Consider the following 25,013-nt stretch of genomic DNA (forward strand, 5'->3'; position numbering starts at 1 on the left):
TGAAAATTAAACAATTGAAAAATTAGATTCAATCCTTACCTGATATAAAATTATTGTATTAAAACTGGAAATAAATGAATGGTTGTGGTCCGCTGGTTGCTGTAGCATAAACAACCCAATAAACTAGCGCCAGAATAATTGCTTTTACAACCATTGGCGCAGCACTGAACACTGACTTCATCTCATCTACTACTTTCTCCGGCAAGAAATGCCAAATATAACCTATAAGCATTACCAGAAATACATTCTTATATCCTATTATAATTATTTTCCATTGTTCAAAATCAAATTGTAACTGACTTATGTTATTCAGCACCTGTAATGCTGTGGAAAAATCTTTTGCTCTGAAAAACAACCAACAAAAGACTACAAAATGAAAGGTCAGCAGAATTGAAAATATATTCCAGGCAATACTCTGGAATTTATTCTTATTTTCTTTATTTGACGGATAAAATTCTATAAATATTTTGTGAACGGCTAATGCCAGTCCGTGAAGTGCTCCCCAGATAATGAAACGTAAACTTGCTCCGTGCCACAAACCACCTAATAACATTGTGGTCATTAAATTGACATTGGTAAACATGGTTCTGTTCTTATCTTTAGATAATAAAAAGGTTAAAATAAAAACAATTAGTGCTACAATACTTAATAATAAAGGTACTCCACTAACTGGAGAATAAGAGATTCCCCAAATAATCAATCCTGTAAAAAATAAAGACGGAAATAAAAATCCGGCAAAGGTTCCTTCTCTGTTTCCTCCTACGGATATATATAGAAAGTCTTTTAACCAGGTAGATAACGAAATATGCCACCTGCGCCAGAACTCTGTTATGGAAGCTGATTTATAGGGTGTTCTAAAGTTTGTAGGAAGTTTAAACCCTAACAACAAAGCAATACCGATAGCCATATCTGAATAACCGGAAAAATCACAATAAATCTGAATCGCATAACCATAGGAAGCCATTAAATTTTCAAAAGCAGTATAGCTGTTTGGTGAATCAAAAACCCGATCTACGAAATTAATTGAGATATAATCGGATATAAATGTTTTTTTAATTAAACCACCAATAATCAGAAAAAGAGCACTGTTTACATCGTCTCTTGTCAGGTTTAATTTCTTATAAATCTGAGGAAGAAAATCTTTTGCTCTTACGATTGGTCCTGCTACTAACTGTGGGAAGAAAGACACAAAGAACAGGTATTCAATATAGTTATTTGTCGGTTCTATTTCTTTACGATAGATCTCAATAATATAACTTATGGACTGAAAGGTATAGAATGAGATTCCAACAGGAAGTAATATTTTATGAAGCTCTAAATTTCCTTGAAACAGTTCATTAAAATTACTAATCAGGAAATTGGTGTATTTAAAATATCCCAAAAGTCCCAGATTAACAATAATACTGATCCACAGATACAGTTTTCGATACTCCTGACGCTGCTCTTTATAAATGACATTACTAAGCGAATAATCAACAACGGATGAAAGTATCAGTAAAAGAAAATAGACCCCGCTCGATTTGTAATAAAAAAACAGTGAAAACAGAATCACATAGACTAACCGGAGATGGAATGTCTTTCTGGTAAAAACATAAATACTGTAAAAAAGAAGGAACAATCCCAGAAAAAAACCGGTATTGAACAACAAGGGCTCTTTAGGGTTATAGGTAACCCAACGTATTATATCGCTTGTATCAAAAGTGAAACCGAACTGAAACGAATTCTGTATGTTAACTAATTGTATCAATTTTGTATGGGATTTTTAAAATTGGAATACGCGTTTAAAATTGCTTCTTTAAGAAATTGTCCCTGTTGAACATATGCTCGTATGGAATAATGCACCCTATCTCCTGCCATCAGTCCGTTTGCATAATTCTGCTCTGCTCCGTACAACCCTCCAAAAAGAGTAAACAAATCCCAGACTGCCACCGGATAAACTGTTGGATGTTTTAATAACACCTGTGAATAGTCTGCGGCAAAAACATTCGGGAATTTTCGTTGAAGTAAAGATGGTGGTGGCGTTGTAACTAAAACAGTTGCATCAATACCTTCTTTTTTTATATTCTCTAAAAACAGATTAATCTGATTGATAAAATCTATTGTCTGCATCTTATCAAAAGATTCATTTGTACCTAGAGATACTATAATCAAATCTGGCTGTAATGTTCTTAACTGATCGAAAAACAAAGGATATTTATTATAATCTGAGAACTTAGCTCCATTAACACCGATATTATGATAGAGTACTCCTGAGTGATTTCTTTCGAGAATCAGACCGTTCAGGGCATAATTTTCAGCATCTTTATTTGGTAACAGATAAATTTTATCCAGCTCTTTTGTACTTTTATAAAAGTGAGTCAGAGAATCTTCCTGTAATTCAATCGGAATAAATTCAGATCGTTGTACACTTTTTTTCTCTTTTTCTTTTGTGGGTATCTTTAATGTAGCGTCTGCTTTAATAACATTAGAGGTTAATTTATTTTCTTTTTTTAAGGCGACAACAGATATATTATGTTTACTTGCTATGGTAGATAAGGCATCTCCTCTTTTAATCTTATACCGGATTACTTTAGGCTGTGTTGACTCTAATGTAATCGTTTTAGAGCTTGTTGCCAGATCAAACATATTTTCATTTTGTGGTGTAATAATTTTAATGGTCTGGAAACGATCTGTCGCATCTTTCATTTTTATTTCAATAGCGAAATCTTTATTTTTTGTGAATAAAGCGACACCACTAAGACCTACGGGATTCTCTGTTACTGTGGATATATTCTTGTAACTCTCCCATTTCTGGTTTGAAGAGAACTTTACGTCCCAGGGTCCGTTTGTTCTTGCTAAAGTATAAGGAAAGATCAGACCTCGTCCTCCGTTTCCAAAATGCTTCTGTAAAGAATCTCGTACTACGGCTGTCATAAAATCAGCCTGAATATGGGAATCTCCAATATGAACTATATTAATCTTCCCTTTTTTTGTTTTTTCTAACTGGCTCAGCTTCCTGAAAAAAGGAAATAATGCGGAATCATTAACTAATTTATTTTTCGGTCGCATTATAACGCCATCCGGAATAATAATAGAATCTGTAATAGGGATAGAGTCTACTTCCTGGGCAGAAATGGTATACACTGTCAGAACAAACAAAACAAACAAATAAAACTTCTTATTCATGGATAGAATCTTTTTTAGAATTGAGACTATCGGTAGTCTTAGCTGTTTTTGTTCCGGACGGAACTGTTTTTATGTCTTTTCTCTTTATTTTATATTCCTGATAACCGGTATTTAACTGGTTATATAGCATTTCGGCTACTTTTTCGGCTCCTTTAAAATTAAAATGTGTATAATCTTTATTTGCCATTACCGGTTCTTCTTCCACCCATCTTACCATAGATCCGTCTCCTCCCATTAGTGTATATAAATTTACAAATCCTGATTCTGTTTTTATTGCATAATTTTTTTGTGCTTTTACTAAAGGTACAACTGCTGAATCAGATTTCATTTCCATATCGTATTTTGTTCCCTTATCTCCTGTTGATATGATTAGAACTGAAACCCCCGGAAAACATTCTTTTAAATGTTCTACTACTCTGGCCATACTTTTATCATACCAGTCATAATTATAACTGCCATAATTCAGAACATTTGTACCGTAATGCAATATGATCAGATTATACCCCAGCTTATTGTTAAAAGCACGCATTAAACCGACATTGAACAGGGAGATAGGCATCCCTGAATTTCCTCTGTTTGAAAAGTTGTCGATATGTACTCCTTTTCCGTCATCAAAGTTATAACCGTAAAAAGGAATGGAATCGGCATGAATGAATTCCGACTTAAGGCTTTTTATACTTCTTGATGTAATGGAAAGTGTATTTAATAGATTATTTGGAGTCAGTCTTTTAATGATCTTTACTGTATCTTTACCAATAGTGGTGGCAACAACACCTCTTTTATTATTCGACTTTCCATAAAAAAGTGTCGGATTATCTAATGTTGTGGCGAATTCTGTGTTATTTGCTTTATATCTTACCCAGGTACTTTTAACGGTATCTTTTACAAAGAAAACATGTCCGTTAACACCAAAAGGCTTCATTGGTTTTTTTATATTTAAATACGATTGTATTTTCCAGTTTTTTGAAAACTGATGGGTTATTGATCCTCTTGAAGCGGCAGACTCTGAGGTAATGGAGACAAACCCGACACCGCGCCCTCCAAAAGCTCTCTGGAAATTCGTCCGTAGATCCTTAACGATCAGATCACCGTCTGTCATGGAATCACCAAAATAAGCGATACGAACGCTTCCTTTTTCTTCTGTTTCAAGTTGAAATAGTTTTTCATAAAAAGAGATCAGATACTGATATCCTTTGTATGTATCAAAACTTTCTATCTCGGATTTTATTCCTTCGGATTCTTTAAAAATAGTGGAATCTTTTGGGGATATAATCGTGTCTTTTTCCTCTTTTTTTGTATCTTTTTCTAATGCAACTGCTTCCAACAATAAACTATCTATCACAACATTTTTAGTTGTAGCAGGTTTTTCGGAAAAAATCTTATTAGGTAAAACTTTTTTTAAACCTAAAAAGATAATAGCTGATAGTAATACGATACTAAAAGCTTGAAAAAAATAGGACTTGGATGTCTTCACAAAATTATCAATATAAAAATTACATTCTTTCCGGTACCTGAATTCCCAATAACAGGAATGCGGACTGTATTGTATCTGCTACTTTTTTGGACAACTGCACTCTGAATACTTTTTCTTCTTGATTTTCTGAACCCAGGATTGGCACGGTCTGGTAGAATGAATTGTATTCTTTGACCAAATCATAAGTATAATTAGCAACTAATGCAGGGCTACGATTTAATGCAGCGGTCTGAATCACTTCGGGATATAATTCCAGTTGTTTCAACAGTTCTTTTTCTTTTTCATGCAACGTTATTCCGGATAAAACAGCTGTGAAATCAAAATCTGCTTTTCGTATAATAGACTGAATTCTTGCATAGGTATATTGAATAAACGGACCTGTATTACCGGCAAAATCTACAGATTCTTCGGGATTGAACAGAATACGTTTTTTTGGATCTATCTTTAAAATATAATATTTTAATGCTCCTGAACCTATTGTTTTATACAGACTCATTTTTTCTTCTGATGAGTAACTTTCCAGTTTCCCCAAATCTTCTGCTATTTTCTGAGCAGTATCGGTCATTTCCTTCATCAAATCATCTGCATCTACAACGGTACCTTCTCTACTCTTCATTTTTCCTGAAGGCAGGTCGACCATTCCATAGGATAAATGAAATAAGTTCTTCGCCCAGTCAAAACCTAATTTCTTTAAGATCAGAAACAACACTTTAAAATGATAATCCTGTTCGTTCCCTACGGTATATACAATTCCTCCTACATCGGGAAAATCTTTGACACGCTGAATCGCTGTTCCAATATCCTGTGTCATATAAACAGCGGTTCCGTCTGAACGCAAAACTAACTTTTCATCCAGTCCTTCATCAGTCAGATCAATCCATACGCTACCATCTTCTTTTTTAAAGAAGATACCGTCTACCAGTCCTTGTTCTATAACGTCTTTTCCTAATAAATAAGTATTACTTTCATAGAAATAACTGTTAAAATTAACACCCAAGCTGTCATAGGTGATTGCAAAACCATCATAAACCCACTGATTCATCTTTTTCCACAAGGCTACTACTTCTTTATCTCCTGCCTCCCATTTGCGAAGCATATCCTGTGCTTCTAACAATAAGGGAGCTTGTTTTTTTGCTTCTTCTTCTGTTTTCCCCTGTGCTGTCAGCTGATTTATTTCTTCTTTATAGGCTTTATCAAAAGCTACATAATAATTCCCAACTAATTTATCTCCTTTTAAACCGGTACTTTCCGGAGTCTCTCCGTTTCCGAATTTTTGCCATGCCAGCATCGATTTACAGATATGAATGCCTCTGTCATTGATGATCTGGGTTTTATATACTTTCTTACCGGAAGCTTTAATAATTTCTGCAACGGAATATCCTAATAAAATATTTCTGACATGCCCCAGGTGCAAAGGCTTATTTGTATTTGGTGAGGAATACTCAACCATGATTGATTTATTCTCCGGGTTTGGAGCTACGTGTCCAAATTTCTTATCGTCTTTTATCGCATTAAAGAAATTTAGATAGTAGGTATCTGAAATAACAATATTCAAAAATCCAGAAACAACATTAAACCGTTCTACCTCAGCAACATTTTCAACCAGATAGTTTCCAATCTTATTTCCCAGCTCGACAGGATTACTTTTAATTACTTTTAATAAAGGAAAAATAACCATAGTTATGTCTCCTTCAAACTCTTTTCGTGTAGTCTGAAACTCAATTTTATTAATAGTCACATCAAATAAGACCTGAATGGCGTTTTCAATAGGCTGTGTAAGGATTTCCTGTAATGTCATTTTCAATATTCATTTTAGCCTGCAAATATAGTGATATTGTCATAATTAGATTATCAGAGAACAAGATTATTTCTACGACAATATGTTGATTTCAGTACTGAAAATTACATTTTAATAAAATAATTGGAAAATGCTGTAACAAATCATTCAAAAAGATGTCTATTAAGAAATATGTATTTGAACGGATTTTCAAAAATCTGCTAAAGTAAAATAGAAATCTATCCGTATTCTTCTGTATATTATCAAAGTAAAACGGATACTAAGTATTGCTAAAACGGACATATGAGCAAGAAATTCAATTTATATTACTTGTTAAATAAAAGTTAAATAAACACATAGAACAGTACTTTGCTATACAAGCTACTATATAATAGTATATATTTGTAGTATTAATCATCAATCAAAAACGAAATATAATGAAACTAAAACTCTTTTTATTGTGTCTATTCAGTACGATTCTCTCTGTTAATGCACAAACTACGGGAAGTATATCCGGAAAAGTTACTGATAAAGCGACAAAGACAGCTGTATCTTATGCTAATATTGTGGTAAAAGAAACCGGCACAGGTAAAGTAATCACCGGGGGATTAACTGACGACAACGGAAACTTTAAGATCAGTAATATAACTTTGAAAAAATATGCTGTAGAGGTACAATATATTGGTTATAAAACCTATGTTACTACGGTTGATCTGGTAAACAACAAAAACGCGGATCTGAAACAAATTATTCTGGAAGAAGAAGCCGTTACGCTGGATAATGTAAATATTGTTGCGGAACGCTCTACTATTGAACAGAAGATAGATCGAAAAGTAATTAATGTAGGGAAAGACCTTACTACTTCCGGAGCTACAGCTTCTGAGATCATGAATAATATTCCTTCTGTAAATGTGGATCAGGATGGTAAACTATCCTTACGGGGTAATGAGAACGTACGCGTTTTAGTAGACGGAAGACCTACTAATATTGATGCGGCTCAGCTATTAAAACAAATTCCTTCTACTTCTATTAAAAAAATAGAACTGATTACGAATCCAAGTGCAAAATATAACCCTGAGGGAATGTCGGGTATCATCAATATTATATTACATAAAAACACGAATGACGGTTTTAACGGTAATTTTAATGCGGGTATCACTTTTGCGGATGAACCGAAATACAATAATTCTATTGATATGAATTATCGTAAAGGAAAAGTAAACTTCTTCGGGAGCTACGGTAATACTTTTGGAAAACGTTTTAATGAAGGACATATAAACCGGTTTGATGATCACTCTTTACAGTTAATTGATATTATTAACGACAACACTTCCTATGTTTATAAAATAGGAATGGATTATTATATTAATGATAACAACACACTTTCTGTTTATACTAATCAGAATCTTTTTAATGGTGATGTAACGGTTAATACCAATATACTTTATCCTTCTGCCGGAACTACTCCTAATATTTTTCAGGATGCCGGATACCACAGTGATGAAAAGAACGGAGCGTATAATTTAGCTTTCAAACATTTATTTGCCAAAGAAGGGCATACTCTTGATCTGGAAGCCAATTATAACCGTTATAAAGAGGTACAAAACACTCTTTTTGACACTAAAAACAGTAATAATTCACAGGTAATCTACAATGATTTTATTGAAGATATTCGTAAGAACACTACCATAAATTTAGATTATGTCAATCCGTTAAATGATAAAACGAATCTTGAATTAGGGGCAGAAGCGAGAATTATCAGATCGGATAATGATTATATTACAACGAATACCAGTCCGGGGTCTGCAAATGCGGTCTATGATTATGATGTGGATATCTATTCGTTCTATGCTACTTTTGGTCAGAAATTTAAAAAATTAAGCTACCAGTTAGGTGCCAGATTTGAAAGTTATAAAGTAAATGCTAAATTAGATAAACAAAATATCTATAAAGACGATTATGTAACATTATACCCGTCTGCTTCTCTAACCTACGAATTAACGGAGAACAACCAGTTTCAACTAAGTTATAGTCGTCGTGTGGATCGTCCTAGTTTATCGCAAACAAAACCAATCAGAGAATTCAGTACGCCTACTCTTACCTCAATTGGTAATCCGGAACTGGATCCTCAGTTCACAAATTCTGTCGAATTGAATTATACCCGAAAATTTAAACAGGGTTCTTTTACTTCTGGTGTGTATTTTAGAGATATTAATGATGAGATTAACAGAGTCCTTTATCCTGATCCGTTAAATGTAAATAATCAGATCATGAGTTTTGATAATTTTGATAAGAATACTGCTTACGGAATTGAATTCTCTCTGAATTATAAGATCAACTCCTGGTGGGATATTAATCCAAGTATTGACTTTTCGAATATTACCAAAAATGGTCTGATCTCTGTAAAAAACACATCGGGTAGTTTTGATTTTAAGGATGTAAAAGTTGATGCTGCTGCATTCAACGCTCGTCTGAACAGTAACTTTAAAGCTACTAAGAACCTCCGATTCCTTCTGTTTGGTTTCTACAGGGGTCCTGTGGACGGAATCCAGAATAACACAAAAGAAATGTATAAAATTGATGCGGGCGGACGTTATTCTCTTTTAAATGGTAATCTTACTGCCAGTGTACGTTTTAACGATATATTCAATACTATGAAATATGCTTTTGATGCTAAGAATCCTTATCCGCAAAACGGACAGTTCACATGGGAAAGCCAGTCTGTATTTTTTGGTCTGAACTATATGTTCGGGGGTGGTAAAAATAAAGCGTTACAACGTAAACAAAGAGAAGATAACACGAAACAAAGTAGTGGAGGAATGTTTTAAATTTTAAAATACAAATTTTAAAATTTGAGTTAGTCAGAAAAAACCGAAGTAATTTCTACTTCGGTTTTTTTGTTTGTTTTGTAGCCTTATTCTTCCTGCCAGTACTCTATTTCCGGAAATACCAGAGGTTCTCTGCCCTCCCATTTTGGGAAAATAAATCCTTTCGGAAGGGAATATTTAGATACTGTAAATTTCCTAGTTTCCATATTTAGCTTAGCGGCTCTAAAACGCATTATTTCTTCTTGCTTACCCGGACCATCCAGCCATATTCGACCATATCCGTATTCTTTATTTTTAGGATCCTCTGCTTCCATACCAATTATAATACGATTATAAACTTCCGGTTTTCTGGTTCCCGGATTAGTATAAGGGGTAGTAAATCTTTGTTCAAAATCCTGCGGTAAAACAACCTCCGCTTCATAAAAGTTATTATTATCCGGAGAGATCCACTGAACAAAAACCTGAACAGGCAATTTTGCGTTTTTTACCAGATTGGTATTAAGCTGTCCATAAGGCTTTAACCATTGGGTATGCTCCGTATCCCTACCTCTTAAATCTCCTGAAGAAACAGTTCCGTCTTTAGAATAAAATATTAGGGAAAACCTATATCCTTTTATTTCTTCACTGGTAAATCCAATATCCCAATTATATTCCCTCTCTCCGGTTTCCCAAATGAAATAGGGAATGCCATGAAGCTTCCAGTAAATTAAATAATCTCCCCAATATTTAGGATCTTTTTCTATATAACTTTTGCTTATAGTTGGATCTTCTTTACCTTTCTTTATTTTAAACTTTATAATTTCTGTATTTACTACTCCGGCTTTTAGCCAGATCGTAATATTACCTCCCGGTGCCATTCCGGCGACAATCGTACTATAGTCTTCTAAATCTCCAAAAGGATCCCGGACTCCACTGCGGAATAAAACCAGCATCTTGTCTCCAGGCAAACGAAAGCCTCCTTTATAAAGTAAATTATCTGCACTGCATACCCATTTTACATAAATACTATCCGGTACCGGTTTAAATCGCTCTCCTCCGGTATAACCGCCACTAGTGGTTCCCCAACCCTGACCGGCTCCTGTACCAGAAGAAGCTCCGGCAATACTCTTTCCCTGATAAAAATATTCTACATAAGGTGCTCCGGATGGATAATATTCTGCTCCAGATAATCCGGCATTCCAGCTAAAGGTATCTTTCTTCTGGGGACTACAACTACTAAAAATAAATACTAACAATATAAAAAACCAACTATCTCGGCTCATACATTTCTCTTTTTATAGGTTAAATTGGTTTAAAGTTTAAGGTTTAAAGTTGACTGAGTAATAATGAGCAGTGCGTAATATATCTTATTTTACACTTTATAATAACTATTCTTCCTGCCAGTACTCTATTTCCGGAAATACTAAAGGTTCTCTACCCTCCCATTTTGGGAAAATAAATCCTTTAGGAAGGGAATAACCACCACTCTGAAAAGTTCCATATGAGTCTTTTACAGCTTCATATGATTTGAATTCCATTACTTTTTCTCTTTTCCCCAGACCCTCCATCCATACAATACCTTTTTCACCATCTTTATAAGCTCCTATAATTAATCGATTATAATATATCCATTTTCCCGTTTGAGAATCTTGATAGGGCGTTCTAAACCGTTTCTCAAAATCATTGGGCAACACAACATTAGTACTAAAATATTGTTGATCTTTTATTTGTTCCCATTCTATTTTTATCTGAACTGGAAGTATCCTTTCCTGAACCAGATTGTTATTAGGTATCGCTTTGGAAAAATCCCAACTACTTTTTTCTAATGAAAATAATGGTCCATCCTGATACCAACTACCACTTTTAGTATAAAAAGTGAATATACTTTTTTCAATATCCTCTTTTTCACTGGTAAATCCAATATCCCAATTATATTCCCTCTCTCCGGTTTCCCAAATGGAATAGGGAATGCCATGAAGCTTCCAGTAAATTAAATAATCTCCCCAATATTTAGGATCTTTTTCTATATAACTTTTGCTTATAGTTGGATCTTCTTTACCTTTCTTTATTTTAAACTTTATAATTTCTGTATTTACTACTCCGGCTTTTAGCCAGATCGTAATATTACCTCCCGGTGCCATTCCGGCGACAATCGTACTATAGTCTTCTAAATCTCCAAAAGGATCCCGGACTCCACTGCGGAATAAAACCAGCATCTTGTCTCCAGGCAAACGAAAGCCTCCTTTATAAAGTAAATTATCTGCACTGCATACCCATTTTACATAAATACTATCCGGTACCGGTTTAAATCGCTCTCCTCCGGTATAACCGCCACTAGTGGTTCCCCAACCCTGACCGGCTCCTGTACCAGAAGAAGCTCCGGCAATACTCTTTCCCTGATAAAAATATTCTACATAAGGTGCTCCGGATGGATAATATTCCGCTCCGGATAATCCCGCATTCCAGCTAAAGGTATCTTTCTTCTGGGGACTACAACTACTAAAAATAAATACTAATAATATAAAAAACCAATTATCTCGGTTCATAAATTTCTCTTTTATAAATTAAACTTCCGGATTCATTTTCAGTACAATCTACCGGCTGATTGACAAAACCGATATTTCCCATCCAGTTGTGATCGCCTCCTTTTACGGTAATATAATCATTTGATAACCCTCCATAATGTGCTGATAAATGCACATATTTATTGCAAATATGCCGGTACATTTCATCGGGTAAATAATAGATCTTGTTGCCTTCTCCTTTGCTTATTTCCAGCATATGGGCTAGATAGTCTTTTAATAGACGAAATTGTTCTGTATCCGGAATTTTATATTCGAATTCATAAGGAGGTTTCGGTTTAGCTTCTTCATAATTTTCAAAAAAAGGCACATTATGCTCCAGTGCTTTCTGATGCATCAGATTTAACCCTACTAATGAATATTTATTGGACATATATTTTCGGAGATCTTTAATAATATAATGATCGGAAAGCTTGGTATATTGGGTTTGTAATCGAACACCTTCTTGAGTCCTGCTTTTCTCTTTTACTATTTTATGATCCTGATACGCTTCTGGCGGAGCATCGATAACAACGGTTGTTTTTACTCTTTGTCCTCTAAAACTAATATCAATATCCTGCTGTACATGATCATAGGTATTAATCAGTTCCAGTTCTGTCGGTTTACAAAAATGACGATCGGTATAATATTTTTTTACATTTTCTTTCTGAATCAGTAACTCTGTATCTCCTACAGCAACATCAAAATAATTCAGTATAGCGCCATATTCATCTAATTGTGCATAACCGCCACCAATATCTGAATGCGATCCTAACATACTCAGTGTATAGCCAACATCTGTAGGGGTTAATGCAAAGTTTTCTCGCCATTCGTTGGCTGCAGTAATATGAAATACTTTTTTAATATTTAATCCTTTTAAGCTGGTTTTTATATCCGGTAATGAAGCTTCTGCCTGTACTGCAATAGTTGCCAGTCCGGGATGAATAACAGAAAGGGCTGCTGCAGCTTTATATCCTATATGTTCTTTTACGATCATATCGGATACTACAGTATCATAGAGTCCTAAAAACCGGATTTCTACCTCAAAGGTTTCTTTAGCAGGTTCAAAACCATTTGCGATTAATTCTTTGCCCAGTAATCCGCCTGCAGGAACAGAAACTATTTTTTTTCCGGTAAGAATGGGGAATTTAGGTTCTCCCGGATCTCTGAGCATTTCATCTCTGTAAACGGCTGCTCTTTTTACTTCATTACAAAAATGACGGGCTGCTGCTGCACCCCGGCTGAAACCGAAAACATCAAACGTGATCTTATTGATCTTTTTTCCTTTACTATATTCGAACTGCTCTTTAACCAGATTTTTAATCCCTTCTTCTACTCTGGCAATCACACCCCAGGATCCTCTACCTATACCGGAAGATAAAACAGCATCCGGATGATCCTGTTTGGTACCGATTCCTTCTATATATTGTTTCAGAATAACATGTTTTCCATATTCTTTATTTTTAAATTCTGTTCTTTGCTCTTTATAAAGATCAAATAACTTGGCAATATTCGAATAGGGATTCCAGTAGCTGTCACGATCGCTTACTTTTACTTTTTTCTGTTTTCCGTCTTTACCCTTTATAAACTCATATTGAGAAGGGATAGTGGCTACCCGGTAAAATTTTTCACCAGAAGTGATGTCACTATAGTATTTTTTATCGGAGTTATACCGGTTATTTCCGGTACCGTCAAAGAACATCCCTACAAAAACATTTACGGCATCTTCGGGCATAGCGGATCGTATCGGTTTTCTTTCTATATTTTCGCCATAAAGAACACCTTCTTTTCCATTCTGAATAAATCTTCCTCCGGCACGATTCTTTATTACTTTAGCATCTTCCCGGATTTCATTTCCAGCATTATCAATTATATTTTTAGCTATAATAGTGATTTGACCTGTCTTTTTTTCTTTACTCATGATTTAGCCGATTAAACTTTTCTCTCTGGACAAACTTTTTACTACAGTCTCACTATTCTGTGTATAATCAGCAATAGAAGAAGTCTCTATGGCTTCAATGGCATGTTTATGAATGTCCTTAGCATCACAGACATAGTTTTCACTCGCTGATTTAGTAATATTAACGGCTCCCAGAGAATAATCCATTGCTGCATGCTGCATAATGTTCATTCCTGCGATTTCTGTGATATTCATATCTATGTTAGAAACCATATTACCGGAGGCATTTAGGTTGATATCGGTTGCATTTACAGTAAAGGTATTGGGAACGGTTAGGGTCGTGTTTCCTTTTCCATCCATAAAATAGTTGTTTCCGCTTGGATCTTCTAATCTTATACTGCCTTCTGCATCATTTAGTATTACTTTAGCATCGCTTCGGGTATGTATCGCTTTGATATCATTGCCGGGGGTGTGATAGCCGCTTAACTGCTGTCCGTTATAACTCGTTCCGGATACATAGGCTGCGTCGGGATGATTTCCTTCAAAAGACACACGTACTTCTTCGTCCAGCTCAGGAACAAAATAAGATCCTTTTCCGGCGCCGGCATGAAGCATTTGTACTCTGATCCAGTCGCTTTCATTTTCTCCGGAACGTTCACTCCAAAAATAGCGTACTCTTATTCTTCCCATACCCATCGGGTCATTGTTATCAATTACCTTAGCAGGCTGATCGCAGGCAAAACCTCTTACTTGTGAATCGGTATAGGGAGGTTGTATGCAGTCTACCGGAATTGCTTCGAATTCATTTCGAAAATTTCCTGTTCCTACACTGTAAAAACTACATTTAGTCACAATAACATGATGGGTCACGGTCTTGTCCTGAATGGTTACTACATGTCCTACATTTATAGGTTCATCGGTTTCTATGGTATATCGTACCATTTTTGCTGCTTTTCCGGCTGTATCTAACTGTACCATATGCTCTATTTCTTTTTGATCGCAAACTGCGGGACTGTAGTTATGATACAAAACAGTGTCGTTATAATCTGTATTCTGCTTATACTGACTTCTCTGTGCATCAATGGCACTGTCCATCAAATTGTCGTTAAAATGATTATTCGTCTGCTTCAGCTCTGTTTTCAACATTGCTGCTTGTTGATAGTCATAACCGGATAATGCGGATTTATTACTCAGCAACTGTACTTCCATTCCAAAACTTCGGATATGTCTCCCGTTTACCAGTGTCATTTTGGAGTCTTTTACTCTTCCGAATTGTAAACGGGTACCATCCCAGTAAAGCCATTCTCCGTATCGTTGTGCTAATCGGGTTATAAAGTCCCAGTCTGTTTCACCGGACTGTAAAACACTTGGTATTTTATCTGTAAATTCAGGTAGTAGGTCTTCCGGTTCCCATAATCCCTGAATTCTTCCTTTGAGGGTATCTTTAAGGATTTGAGCTAAATCTTTATCGAGATGTTGACGATTTAGTTTAAAATCGTTTAGTGCTATTGTATGACTAGAACCCGTCACCCAGTAACCACGTGTAGCGCCATCCTTATTTACCATCTTTAAACCGGTAATCAGCCCTTTATAAATTACTTCTTTTCCTCCTCTTGTATAAAAGGAAAAAGTGATCTCATTATCCAGGTTATTCTGAAAATATCCGAACTCCTCCAGCGGGTTGGTTTTCAGATCTCCGGATATACGCCATAAAAATTGAAAACGACTGTGGGAAAGGATTTCCTGATGTATTTCAAGATCGGAAAAGTGTACAGATTTATCATACATAGGAATACGAATAACAACTCTTTTGCTTATGTTTTTTGCTAAATAATTCATTTATAATTTTTATTTTATTAAACCTGTTTGCTTCTTGTGTCGTTTTACCATTTTTTATTAAAATAACGCAACAATATGGCTAATATAATGTATTATAATTAAAATCATCTGTTTTTTATTAAATTTTGTAAATAGTATAAAATAAAAAGAAGCTGCCTTTTCAGACAACTTCTCTTGTTTTTATGCTTTAACTGGTTTATCTAAGGTTGTTTTCCTGTACGTTTTCCAAAATCTTATATAGAAAATTCTCTGAAAACAGCTCTCTTTTCTCCTTTTACAAAAAACTTTTTACTTTTTACAAATAACACCTTACAAAAACATTACCATTTTATAATAGCGCTTCCCCAGGTAAATCCACTACCAAAAGCGGCTAATACCAGAATATCTCCTTCTTTGAGTCTTCCTTGTTCCCATGCTTCTGTTAATGCAATCGGAATGGAAGCGGCTGTTGTATTACCGTAGTTCATGATATTGTTATATACTTTATCATCGCTTAACTGGAATTTTTGCTGAATGAACTGGGAAATTCTGAGGTTTGCCTGATGTGGAATCAACAAATCAATATCTGAAATCTTTAAATTGTTTGCTTCGAGACCTTCTATTATTACTTCTGAAAAACGGGTTACTGCATGTTTGAATACAAAGTTTCCATTCATATAAGGATAGTAAGACAGATCATCGGGGTCGTTTGCTTTTATAATTTCCGGTAGCCATCTTTCGGTACTTGGTCCTATTAAAGCCAGTTCTTTTGCATGTTGACCTTCAGAGTGTAAATGTGTGGAAAGAATTCCTTTTGAAGTATCTTCTGTTCGGGAAAGAACAACTGCTCCTGCTCCGTCTCCAAAAATAACGGAAACTCCACGACCGCGGGTTGTCATATCCAGTCCACCTGAATGGTTTTCAGAACCTATCAGTAAAATATTTTTATACATTCCGGTCTTTATAAACTGATCTGCTACTGAAAGACCATAAATAAACCCGGAACACTGATTTCTGATATCTAAAGCGGGAATGGTTCCTACTCCCAGCATTTCCTGCACCTGTACGCCACCACCTGGGAAATAAAAATCGGGACTTAGTGTTGCAAAAACAATCATATCTATATCGTTTGCCTCTAAACCGGCTCTTTCTATAGCAATCTTTGCTGCTTTATAACCCATTACTGCTGTGGAGTTACCGTCTCCTTTTTTGATATGGTGCCTTTGTTTTATTCCTGTTCTTTCCTGAATCCATTCATCATTAGTGTCCATAACTTTGGAAAGATCGTCATTGGTAACTATATTTTCAGGAACATAATAGCCTAACCCTTTTATTTTTGAGTGATACATCATCATTTTTCTTTAATTATTTACTAAAAATACAGGCGCAAATTTAAGCATCCCGGAAAATATAGCACTACAAGTTAACATTTTTTTCTATATCTGCAATTTTGAAAACAACTCTCTTGATATAATGATTATCTCCCGATTTATTTAAAAAAATGAAAATACAAAAGAAAAACCTCCGTATAAAATCTAAAATCTTACAACTCTTAATCAAAATAGTACAACTGTTACTACTATAATTTTCGGAACTTTGTCCTGTTCTTAAAAAAGAATTTATATGAAACCCGAAAAAAACAATATCATTATACCGCTAGAGAACGTAGAAAGCGAACATTGTGCGCTAATCGTTCAGAACGGACTGAAAAACATTAAGGATGTTACTTCTCTTAAAGTAGAAGTAAATAACAAACGTGCTATTCTGGAAACAACACATCCTGAGACCGTATTACCGGAAGCGGTAAAAACAATACGTGATTTGGGGTATAATGTCCCTACTGTTAAAAAGACACTGCCTGTACTGAGTATGTCCTGTGCTTCTTGTGCCAGTTCTGCACAGAATATACTGAATAATACTCCGGGAGTTGTAAATGCTTCCGTCAATTATGCAAATACCAGTGCTGTAATAGAGTATGTTCCAAGTATGACGAACCTGAATGAATTAAAAGCTAATTTACAGTCCGCAGGATATGACCTGATGATCGATGAAAGTGATGAAGCTAAAGAAACACTGGAAGACCTGAATCAGGCTAAGTTCAAAGAACTACAGTTCAAAACACGTACCGCAGTTATTTTTGCCATTCCGCTGGTAATAATAGGAATGTTCTTTATGGATATGCCTTATGGTGATTATATTATGTGGATACTATCTACTCCTATTGTATTGTGGCTGGGTAAAGATTTTTTCATCAATGCATGGAAACAGGCAAAACACCGCTCTGCTAATATGGATACACTGGTTGCTCTGAGTACTGGAGTTGCCTATGTTTTTAGTGTTTTCAATACTCTTGCTGCCGGTTACTGGCATGAAAGAGGTTTACATGCCCATGTTTATTTTGAAGCTGCAGGAGTGGTTATCACTTTTATTCTTTTAGGGAAACTATTAGAAGAAAAAGCGAAGGGTAATACCTCATCTGCTATTAAAAAACTAATTGGATTACAACCTAAAACAGCCATTATCATTGAAAATGGGGAACAAAAAGAAATTCCTATTGCTTCAATTAACACAGGACATATCTTATTAGTAAGACCGGGAGAAAAAATAGCAGTTGACGGTAAAGTAGTCTCCGGCAGTTCTTATATTGATGAAAGTATGATTACAGGAGAACCGATTCCGGTGCTTAAGGAAGAAAACAGTTCTGTATTTGCAGGAACAATTAATCAGAAAGGGAGCTTTCAGTTCAAAGCAGAAAAAATAGGCAGTGAAACACTTCTGGCGCAGATCATCGAAATGATCCAGAATGCTCAGGGCAGTAAAGCGCCTGTTCAGAAATTAGTGGATAAAATTGCCGGTATTTTTGTACCGGTTGTGATGGCAATTGCTATTATCACTTTCTTTATATGGTATTTCGTTGGAGGTGAAAACGGTTTTACTCAGGGGCTACTGGCTATGGTAACAGTACTGGTAATTGCCTGTCCGTGTGCTTTGGGTCTGGCTACTCCCACAGCTATTATGGTAGGTGTAGGTAAAGGAGCTGAAAACGGAATCCTAATCAAAGATGCTGAAAGTCTGGAACTGGGAAGAAAGGTAGATGCTGTTGTACTGGATAAAACCGGAACAATAACGGAAGGAAAACCAAAAGTTACAAAAGGATACTGGTTACAGGATGATCAAAGTAAAGCTTCTGTCCTGTTCTCTATCGAAAAACAATCCGAACATCCTCTCGCAGAGGCGGTTTCAAAATATCTTACTGATGCTCAGCTAGTACCTGTCTCTTCTTTTCAGAGTCTTACCGGCTCCGGAGTAAGTGCTCAGATCGAAAATGAGACTTATTTTGTGGGAAATAAAAAATTAATAGAACGAAATACTATACAACTTGACCCTACTTTAGCAACATATGCAGATCAGGAATATGAGAACGCAAGTACTGTAATCTATTTTGCAGACAGTAAAAAAGTACTGGCAGTGATCGGTATTGCAGATACTATAAAAGCAACCTCTGTAAGTGCTATTGCTGAACTGAAAGATCTAGGCATTGAAGTATTTATGCTTACGGGTGATAATGAGGCTACTGCGCAATCAGTTGCAAAACAAACCGGAATTACAAGCTATAAAGCGGAAGTATTACCTCAGGACAAGGTCGATTTTGTAAAAGAATTACAAAATCAAGGTAAAATAGTTGCCATGGTGGGTGACGGAATCAATGACAGCGCTGCATTAGCACAGGCAAACGTAAGTATCGCAATGGGAAAAGGTTCTGATATTGCAATGGATGTTGCTAATATGACAATCATTTCTTCGGATTTGAATAAAATACCTCAGGCGATTCTATTATCGAAACAAACGGTAGCAACAATCAAACAAAACTTGTTCTGGGCGTTTATTTATAATGTTATCGGTATTCCTATTGCAGCAGGTATACTGTATCCTTTTAACGGATTCCTGCTAAATCCAATGATAGCAGGAGCTGCTATGGCTCTGAGCTCTGTAAGTGTAGTGAGCAACAGTTTATTACTGAAATGGAAGAAACTAAAATAGATAAAAACAAGATGTAAAGTATTCGGTTTTCAGTATACAGTCACAGTATTCAAAACAACTTTACGGTTAAAGATAAAACTGAGAACTATCAATTAAAAACTATCAACTATTAAAACCTCTGTACCTTTGCAACTTTTTAAACTTTTTAAACAAAAATAAAAATCATGAAAACAATAAAATTTAAAACCAATATTAATTGTGGAGGCTGTGTCTCTAAAGTAACTGACCCTCTAAATACAATTGTAGGTCAGGAGAACTGGAAAGTAGATACTGACAACCCGGATAAAATATTAACTGTAAGCACGCAGGATATTGCTACAGATACGATTGTTACAGCGATAAAAAAATTAGGATTTTCTATCGAAGAGGTTTCTAATTAACTGTACCTAGTTTTAGTTTTAACCTTCTGATAAATCTATCAGAAGGTTTTTTTATTTCCGGGAATAAAAAATCATATAACAACTATTTTAACAAGAACTCATCTTCTGTTCCTACATTTTTAATATATTGTGCAATCCAAAAATTATTTTTATTATGCAGAAAATTTTAGTTTATCTTTTCTTATTATTCTTTCAGGCAACTGTTTTTGGACAAATGCCTTTTAACGAAAAACTGGCTGTTGCTGCTGTCGAACTAACTCATCAGAAAGTCCAGTATGATCCTTCTTATTTTAAAATTGATTACCCTAATGGTGATGTTCCTGCAAACAAAGGAGTTTGCTCAGATGTAATTATCAGAGCATATAGAAAAACGGATATTGATCTTCAGAAAAAAATACATGAAGATATGAAAGCGAATTTCAGTAAATACCCTAAAACATGGGGATTAAAATCTACTGACAAAAATATTGATCACAGAAGAGTTCTGAACTTAATGACCTTTTTCTCCAGATTTGGTAAAATATTACCTGTAAGCACTAATCCAAAAGAATATAGAACGGGAGATATTGTCTGCTGGAGACTTAACGGAAACCTAACGCATATCGGGATTGTAGCAAAAGAGAAATCAGAAGACCAGAAAAGACCTCTTATTGTTCATAATATCGGAGCTGGACAGGTTCTGGAGGACTGTTTATTCAAAAATACAATCATCGGACATTACAGTTATCAGTAATTGTAATTTTCCGATAGCTGCTCAAAAAGCAAATACTTAATTCTAATCCAATTACTAAACTTGTAAAAATGAAAATCTTTTTTAAATCCTGTTTTCTTCTGCTTATCGGAGGAATCACATTTGCCCAGGAAAATGTAACCTACCAGAAACCTCCTTCTGAAATTCTTGAACTGGTTGATGTTAAAAGAGCTCCTTCTGTTATTATAGACAGTAAAAATGAGAATATGCTTTTGCTATACAGTAATATGTACAGAACACTAGCAGAACTGTCCGAAACAGAAATGAAGCTTGGAGGATTGCGTATCAATCCAAAAACAAATATTTCCAGTACGGTTCGTTATGTGAACAATATTGAATACAAAAAAACAAAAGAAAAAGAAGCTAAAAAAATATCCGGTCTTCCTGATCAGGCTAAACTAGCTAATTTTTTATGGTCACCGGATGAGACCAAGATTGCATTTACTAACACTACAGAAATCGGTGTTGAGGTATGGATCATTACTATTGCTTCCGGTTCTGCAAAGAAAATAACAGACGCAACGGTTAATGCTAATATGGGAAATCCTATAAACTGGTTCATTGACAACCAGTCTCTTCTTATCAGAATGCTTCCTTCTCAAAGAGGTACCATAATCAATACAACAGAAATAATACCTACCGGTCCTATTGTAACAGTAAGCGACGGAACAAAAGCACAGAACAGAACCTATCAGGATTTGCTTAAAAACAAAAATGATGAAACGAACTTTGAAGTTTTAACGACTTCTGAGCTATTTAAAGTTTCTCTTGAAGGAAAAGCTGTACTATGGAAAGAAAAAGCGATGTACAGCAATGAAAGTTTCTCTCCTGATGGAAAATATATTATGATCGAAACTTTACACAGACCTTTTTCTTATATTGTTCCTCTTTATCGTTTCCCTACTAAAATGATCTTATATGATCTAAATGGAAAACTGGTAAAAATACTTAATGAAAAGCCTCTAATTGAAAATATGCCGAAAGGATTTATGGCTACTGAAAAAGGAAAAAGAAATATTTCATGGAGAGCTGATCAGCCTGCAACATTAGTCTGGGCAGAGGCACTGGATGGCGGAGATCCAGCTGTGGAAGTTACTTATCGTGATGCTGTATTTGCGTTGGAGGCTCCTTTTAATGGTACTCCAAAAAATCTGGTTAAAACCATTAATCGTTATGCGGGAATTACCTGGGGAACAGACAAGATTGCTCTGGTAAGTGACAAATGGTGGAATACGAGAAATACAAAAACATATCTTTTCAATCCTTCTGACGCTTCCTATACTCCCGAAGTTATTTTTGACAGAAACTATCAGGACATTTATAGTGATCCGGGAAAATTTGATCTGATAAAAAACCAATGGGGACGTTATGTCCTGAATCTTGAAGGAAATAATGCTTTCCTGATAGGGGAAGGTTTTACTGATAAAGGTCAGTTTCCTTTTATTGATCAGTTCAACCTAAAAACAAAGAAAAAAGAACGTATCTATCAGTCTACTTTAACAGATAAAAAAGAAAGTATTCGCTCTATCACAAACATCGGAAAAGGAGAAATTCTGGTAAGTCTTGAATCTAAAAATGAATATCCTAATTACTATATCAAAAATATCAAAAAAAGAATGGCTCCTGTTGCTATTACTTTTTTTGAAAACCCCTTTAAAAAAATAGAGAATGTTCATAAGGAAGTAATACAATATAAAAGAGCGGACGGACTAGAACTGAGTGGCACTTTATATCTCCCTACAGGATATGATATAAAAAAGAAAGAAAAAATGCCGATGATTATGTGGGCTTATCCAGCTGAATTCAAAGACAAGAACAGTGCAGGTCAGAATACTTCTAATCCAAACCAGTTTACTTTTCCGTACTACGGATCTCCTGTATATTGGGTAACCAGAGGTTATATTGTACTGGATAATGCTTCTTTCCCGATCGTAGGTGAAGGCAAAGATGAACCTAATGATACTTTTATAGAACAACTGATTGCAGATGCAAAAGCGGCTATTGATGCTGTAGATGCTTTGGGTTATATTGACCGAAAACGAGTTGCTGTAGGAGGGCATTCTTATGGAGCTTTTATGACTGCTAATCTGTTAACTCATTCCAATCTGTTTGCTGCCGGAATTGCAAGAAGTGGTGCTTACAACAGAACTTTAACGCCTTTTGGTTTTCAGAGTGAGGAAAGAAATTACTGGGAAGCGCCAGAAGTTTATAATACAATGTCTCCTTTTATGCATGTTGAAAATATGAAAACTCCTTTATTGCTGATTCATGGAGAGATGGACAATAATTCCGGTACCTATCCAATGCAGAGTGAGCGTTATTTTAATGCTCTAAAAGGCTTTGGAGCACCAACGCGGTTAGTGATTCTTCCAAAAGAAAGTCATGGTTATGCTGCTATTGAATCTGTAATGCACTTGCTATGGGAACAAGATCAGTGGCTGGAACAATACGTTAAGAACAAAAAATAATAATTTTCAGAACGAAGCTTTTTATATTTGATTTTATTTTCAATAAAAATAATCTTTTTTTGTCTTATAATAAAATATTGAAATATCTTCAATTTAAGAAACAAAGCATAAAAACAGAACAAGGCATACCACTTTTGTGTATACTTTATTCTGTTTTTTTATTGGATTCTGCTTAAAATAAGTTCCTCATCTGCTTCTAAGAATATTGTTTCATTTTCCGGAATTGGAAAAGAACAGTCAAAGAAAATGGCTTTTCTCTGATAAGCTGCTTTGATCAGATAATGATCTCCTCTAAAATAAGCTTGCTTAACAATTACTTCTAAACCGGATTTTTCTGCTAAATACAGTTCGTGTGTATAAAGTAAAATTGTTTTTTCCGGATCATCATAAGACATCAGAACGTTTACAGGAACCTCATTTACCTCACCAAACAGAGAAGCTACATATCTTGTCTTCGGATTCTGATATAATTCAACCGAATTTTCTTCACATAAAATTTTTCCATTCTGCATCACTATAGTACGATCTGCATAAGAGAGAGCATCAACGCTATCATGTGTAGCAATAATACAGGTAACTCCTTTTTTCTTTAAATACGCAAAAAGATTTCTGCGCAATGCATTTTTACGAAAACTATCGATCTGACTGAAAGGTTCGTCTAAAAGCAATACTTCTGGCTCATCCGCCAGTACTCTTGCTAAAGCTATACGTTGCTGCTGTCCTCCGCTAAGATATTTTGCTTTCACTTTTGCATATTGGGTCATTTCTACCATTGCTAGTAGTTCGTGTACTCTTTCTGCTTTTTTACCTGGATCAACATTAGAAAGAAACTTTCCTACATTTTCTTCTACAGTGATATAGGGCATCAGATCGAAATCCTGTGCCAGATATTTCATAAAATCAGGACCGGGAACTAAATTGAATTTAGGACCAAGAACCGGAAACTGATCCCAGGAAACTGTTCCTTCATCCAGATCATATAAACCATAAATAAGTTTCAGTAAAGTACTCTTTCCACAACCACTTTCTCCTATAACAGATATATTCTGACCTTTTTCAATCCTAAAATCAATGTTATCTATAACTGTTTCTTCTTCGTATGCAAATGATATATTTTTAACTTTTAACATCTTGTAGCTTTATGAGTATAAACTTTTTTACAAATATAATCTCTTTATAAACAATAAGAGCGCACTTCCTGTAAAGGAAATACACTCTTACCAACCTAACCAATAAACAAACTATTTAATTATAAAATTTATTGTATATATTTTCTGAAATGCTACGTTTTTACTTATGCTTTTAAAGCATATAATAAACGGTACAGATAAAAAAGGCTCTATTAATGTATAAAAAATGTTTGGATCTACGATTACTATTTATTTTTCTTAACTGAGTATCTTTTGTAAAATCCTCTTTCCTGAAAACTAAATATCTTTATTGCAAAGGGCTTTACCTTTGCCAGATCTGAACTTATACTTTCTATCACTCCCAGGCATTGGATTTTCACAGCAAGTTTTTCCCATCCTTGATCGCTTTGTGCACCTGTCCGATGCTCGCAACATTCATTGAATCGGGAGTGAAAGAATCGTATATAATCTCAGGATATTCTCTAAAATATTTCTTGAACGTTTTTCTAACTAATGTTTCCGACAATGACGGTACTGAAAATTGTGCCAGAAAAAATTTATCTGTATAAACTTTCAGTATAATATTCTTTTCTATACTCAACATCTGTGCCACTTTTAAAAACACTCCCTTTTAAATTTTTCAGTGCATCATAAAGATACGAAATGATTAAACAATGTAACTATACCTAATAAACAGAATGTTTTTCTAAATCCTTAAAACAAAAAAAGAAGCTATCTGAA

General features: G+C 35.0%; 15 protein-coding genes and 1 pseudogene. 5 read left to right on the forward strand and 11 right to left on the reverse strand.

Annotation, left to right across the window (positions count from 1 at the left end):
- Positions 1-58: 58 nt before the first annotated feature.
- Genes AC4FQX_RS02820 through argS form a run of 4 tightly spaced genes read right to left on the reverse strand, consistent with a single transcriptional unit; the run spans position 59 to position 6,437 of the window.
- Positions 59-1,744 carry an MBOAT family O-acyltransferase gene (locus AC4FQX_RS02820; RefSeq protein ID WP_491166307.1) on the reverse strand — a complete coding sequence of 562 codons (1,686 nt, stop codon included), beginning with the start codon at positions 1,742-1,744 and terminating at the stop codon, positions 59-61.
- Positions 1,744-3,165: a LysM peptidoglycan-binding domain-containing protein gene (locus AC4FQX_RS02825; protein ID WP_491166147.1), complete on the reverse strand. Its 1,422-nt coding sequence runs from the start codon at positions 3,163-3,165 to the stop codon at positions 1,744-1,746. Before AC4FQX_RS02825 ends, AC4FQX_RS02820 begins: the two co-directional genes overlap by 1 nt.
- Positions 3,158-4,639 carry an SGNH/GDSL hydrolase family protein gene (locus tag AC4FQX_RS02830; protein ID WP_491166148.1) on the reverse strand — a complete coding sequence of 494 codons (1,482 nt, stop codon included), beginning with the start codon at positions 4,637-4,639 and terminating at the stop codon, positions 3,158-3,160. The genes AC4FQX_RS02825 and AC4FQX_RS02830 overlap by 8 nt, the downstream gene beginning before the upstream one ends.
- 19 nt (positions 4,640-4,658) lie before the next feature.
- Positions 4,659-6,437 (reverse strand): arginine--tRNA ligase, encoded by a 1,779-nt coding sequence (gene argS / locus AC4FQX_RS02835; RefSeq protein ID WP_491166149.1) that lies wholly within the window; start codon positions 6,435-6,437, stop codon positions 4,659-4,661.
- A 416-nt stretch (positions 6,438-6,853) separates the two neighbouring features.
- On the opposite strand from argS, the gene AC4FQX_RS02840 reads away from it, so the two are divergent.
- Complete coding sequence (locus tag AC4FQX_RS02840; RefSeq protein ID WP_491166150.1) at positions 6,854-9,244, forward strand: TonB-dependent receptor; 2,391 nt, start codon at positions 6,854-6,856, stop codon at positions 9,242-9,244.
- A gap of 86 nt (positions 9,245-9,330) precedes the next feature.
- On the opposite strand, the gene AC4FQX_RS02845 is transcribed toward AC4FQX_RS02840, so the two are convergent.
- The 5 genes from AC4FQX_RS02845 to AC4FQX_RS02865 form a co-directional block, all read right to left on the reverse strand.
- On the reverse strand, positions 9,331-10,506 hold the full coding sequence (locus AC4FQX_RS02845) for a DUF2931 family protein (RefSeq protein ID WP_491166151.1): 1,176 nt from the start codon (positions 10,504-10,506) through the stop codon (positions 9,331-9,333).
- 105 nt (positions 10,507-10,611) lie between these two features.
- Positions 10,612-11,769 carry a DUF2931 family protein gene (locus AC4FQX_RS02850; RefSeq protein WP_491166152.1) on the reverse strand — a complete coding sequence of 386 codons (1,158 nt, stop codon included), beginning with the start codon at positions 11,767-11,769 and terminating at the stop codon, positions 10,612-10,614.
- Positions 11,756-13,705 carry a phospholipase effector Tle1 domain-containing protein gene (locus tag AC4FQX_RS02855; RefSeq protein ID WP_491166153.1) on the reverse strand — a complete coding sequence of 650 codons (1,950 nt, stop codon included), beginning with the start codon at positions 13,703-13,705 and terminating at the stop codon, positions 11,756-11,758. Before AC4FQX_RS02855 ends, AC4FQX_RS02850 begins: the two co-directional genes overlap by 14 nt.
- 3 nt (positions 13,706-13,708) lie before the next feature.
- The gene (locus tag AC4FQX_RS02860; protein WP_491166154.1) at positions 13,709-15,523 is read right to left on the reverse strand and encodes a type VI secretion system Vgr family protein; all 1,815 of its coding nucleotides are present in this window, start codon (positions 15,521-15,523) and stop codon (positions 13,709-13,711) included.
- A gap of 320 nt (positions 15,524-15,843) precedes the next feature.
- The gene (locus AC4FQX_RS02865; protein ID WP_491166308.1) at positions 15,844-16,851 is read right to left on the reverse strand and encodes a beta-ketoacyl-ACP synthase III; all 1,008 of its coding nucleotides are present in this window, start codon (positions 16,849-16,851) and stop codon (positions 15,844-15,846) included.
- Positions 16,852-17,125: 274 nt separating this feature from the next.
- On the opposite strand from AC4FQX_RS02865, the gene AC4FQX_RS02870 reads away from it, so the two are divergent.
- The 4 genes from AC4FQX_RS02870 (at position 17,126) to AC4FQX_RS02885 (ending at position 23,142) form a co-directional block, all read left to right on the forward strand.
- Positions 17,126-19,543, forward strand: a complete 2,418-nt coding sequence (locus tag AC4FQX_RS02870; protein WP_491166155.1) for a heavy metal translocating P-type ATPase — start codon at positions 17,126-17,128, stop codon at positions 19,541-19,543.
- 164 nt (positions 19,544-19,707) lie between these two features.
- Positions 19,708-19,923, forward strand: coding sequence for a heavy-metal-associated domain-containing protein (locus tag AC4FQX_RS02875; protein WP_491166156.1), 216 nt, complete (start codon positions 19,708-19,710; stop codon positions 19,921-19,923).
- Positions 19,924-20,077: 154 nt separating this feature from the next.
- Entirely contained in the window at positions 20,078-20,656 is a 579-nt protein-coding gene (locus tag AC4FQX_RS02880; protein ID WP_491166157.1) for a DUF1287 domain-containing protein, read from the forward strand.
- Positions 20,657-20,724: 68 nt separating this feature from the next.
- Complete coding sequence (locus tag AC4FQX_RS02885) at positions 20,725-23,142, forward strand: alpha/beta hydrolase family protein (RefSeq protein ID WP_491166158.1); 2,418 nt, start codon at positions 20,725-20,727, stop codon at positions 23,140-23,142.
- Between the two features lie 158 nt (positions 23,143-23,300).
- Here AC4FQX_RS02885 and AC4FQX_RS02890 read toward each other — a convergent pair whose 3' ends face one another.
- A complete protein-coding gene (locus tag AC4FQX_RS02890) occupies positions 23,301-24,272 on the reverse strand; it encodes an ABC transporter ATP-binding protein (RefSeq protein WP_491166159.1) in 972 nt (323 codons plus the stop codon).
- A gap of 248 nt (positions 24,273-24,520) precedes the next feature.
- A pseudogene (locus AC4FQX_RS02895) lies at positions 24,521-24,928 on the reverse strand (AarF/UbiB family protein); the annotation flags it as partial.
- Between the last annotated feature and the right edge of the window lie 85 nt (positions 24,929-25,013).

It is taken from the genome of Flavobacterium sp. AK-301 (assembly GCF_058310215.1).

Coding starts and splice junctions, on each gene's coding strand:
- AC4FQX_RS02860 (WP_491166154.1), bottom strand. CDS start 15,523: ATGAATTATTTAGCAAAAAACATAAGCAAAAGAGTTGTTATTCGTATT.
- AC4FQX_RS02890 (WP_491166159.1), bottom strand. CDS start 24,272: ATGTTAAAAGTTAAAAATATATCATTTGCATACGAAGAAGAAACAGTT.
- AC4FQX_RS02880 (WP_491166157.1), top strand. CDS start 20,078: ATGCAGAAAATTTTAGTTTATCTTTTCTTATTATTCTTTCAGGCAACT.
- AC4FQX_RS02855 (WP_491166153.1), bottom strand. CDS start 13,705: ATGAGTAAAGAAAAAAAGACAGGTCAAATCACTATTATAGCTAAAAAT.
- AC4FQX_RS02875 (WP_491166156.1), top strand. CDS start 19,708: ATGAAAACAATAAAATTTAAAACCAATATTAATTGTGGAGGCTGTGTC.
- AC4FQX_RS02845 (WP_491166151.1), bottom strand. CDS start 10,506: ATGAGCCGAGATAGTTGGTTTTTTATATTGTTAGTATTTATTTTTAGT.
- AC4FQX_RS02870 (WP_491166155.1), top strand. CDS start 17,126: ATGAAACCCGAAAAAAACAATATCATTATACCGCTAGAGAACGTAGAA.
- AC4FQX_RS02850 (WP_491166152.1), bottom strand. CDS start 11,769: ATGAACCGAGATAATTGGTTTTTTATATTATTAGTATTTATTTTTAGT.
- argS (WP_491166149.1), bottom strand. CDS start 6,437: ATGACATTACAGGAAATCCTTACACAGCCTATTGAAAACGCCATTCAG.
- AC4FQX_RS02840 (WP_491166150.1), top strand. CDS start 6,854: ATGAAACTAAAACTCTTTTTATTGTGTCTATTCAGTACGATTCTCTCT.
- AC4FQX_RS02885 (WP_491166158.1), top strand. CDS start 20,725: ATGAAAATCTTTTTTAAATCCTGTTTTCTTCTGCTTATCGGAGGAATC.
- AC4FQX_RS02865 (WP_491166308.1), bottom strand. CDS start 16,851: ATGTATCACTCAAAAATAAAAGGGTTAGGCTATTATGTTCCTGAAAAT.
- AC4FQX_RS02825 (WP_491166147.1), bottom strand. CDS start 3,165: ATGAATAAGAAGTTTTATTTGTTTGTTTTGTTTGTTCTGACAGTGTAT.